This is a genomic window from Oleiphilus sp. HI0128, from assembly GCF_001635365.1.
This window is the reverse complement of the sequence record NZ_LWGG01000437.1, coordinates 1-270: the sequence shown is the minus strand read 5'-3', so window position 1 is coordinate 270 and position 270 is coordinate 1. Positions and strand designations below refer to the sequence as shown.

Genomic DNA, 270 nt, shown 5'->3' with positions numbered 1-270 from the left:
CACCACAGTCTTCAGCCAACAAGTCAGCCTTGTTCAAGAATACTACAATGTAAGGTACACCTACCTGACGAGACAAAAGGATGTGCTCACGAGTCTGAGGCATAGGACCATCAGTCGCACCACAAACCAAGATAGCACCATCCATCTGAGCAGCACCTGTGATCATGTTCTTAACATAATCGGCGTGCCCTGGGCAGTCAACGTGAGCGTAGTGACGATCAGTTGAATCATACTCAACGTGAGACGTCGCGATAGTGATACCACGTTCTC

General features: G+C 48.9%; 1 protein-coding gene. It reads right to left on the bottom strand.

Annotation, left to right across the window (positions count from 1 at the left end; translation table 11 throughout):
* The coding region (locus tag A3763_RS05355; RefSeq protein WP_231872110.1) for a GTP-binding protein at window positions 1–270 on the bottom strand (270 nt) is incomplete at both ends.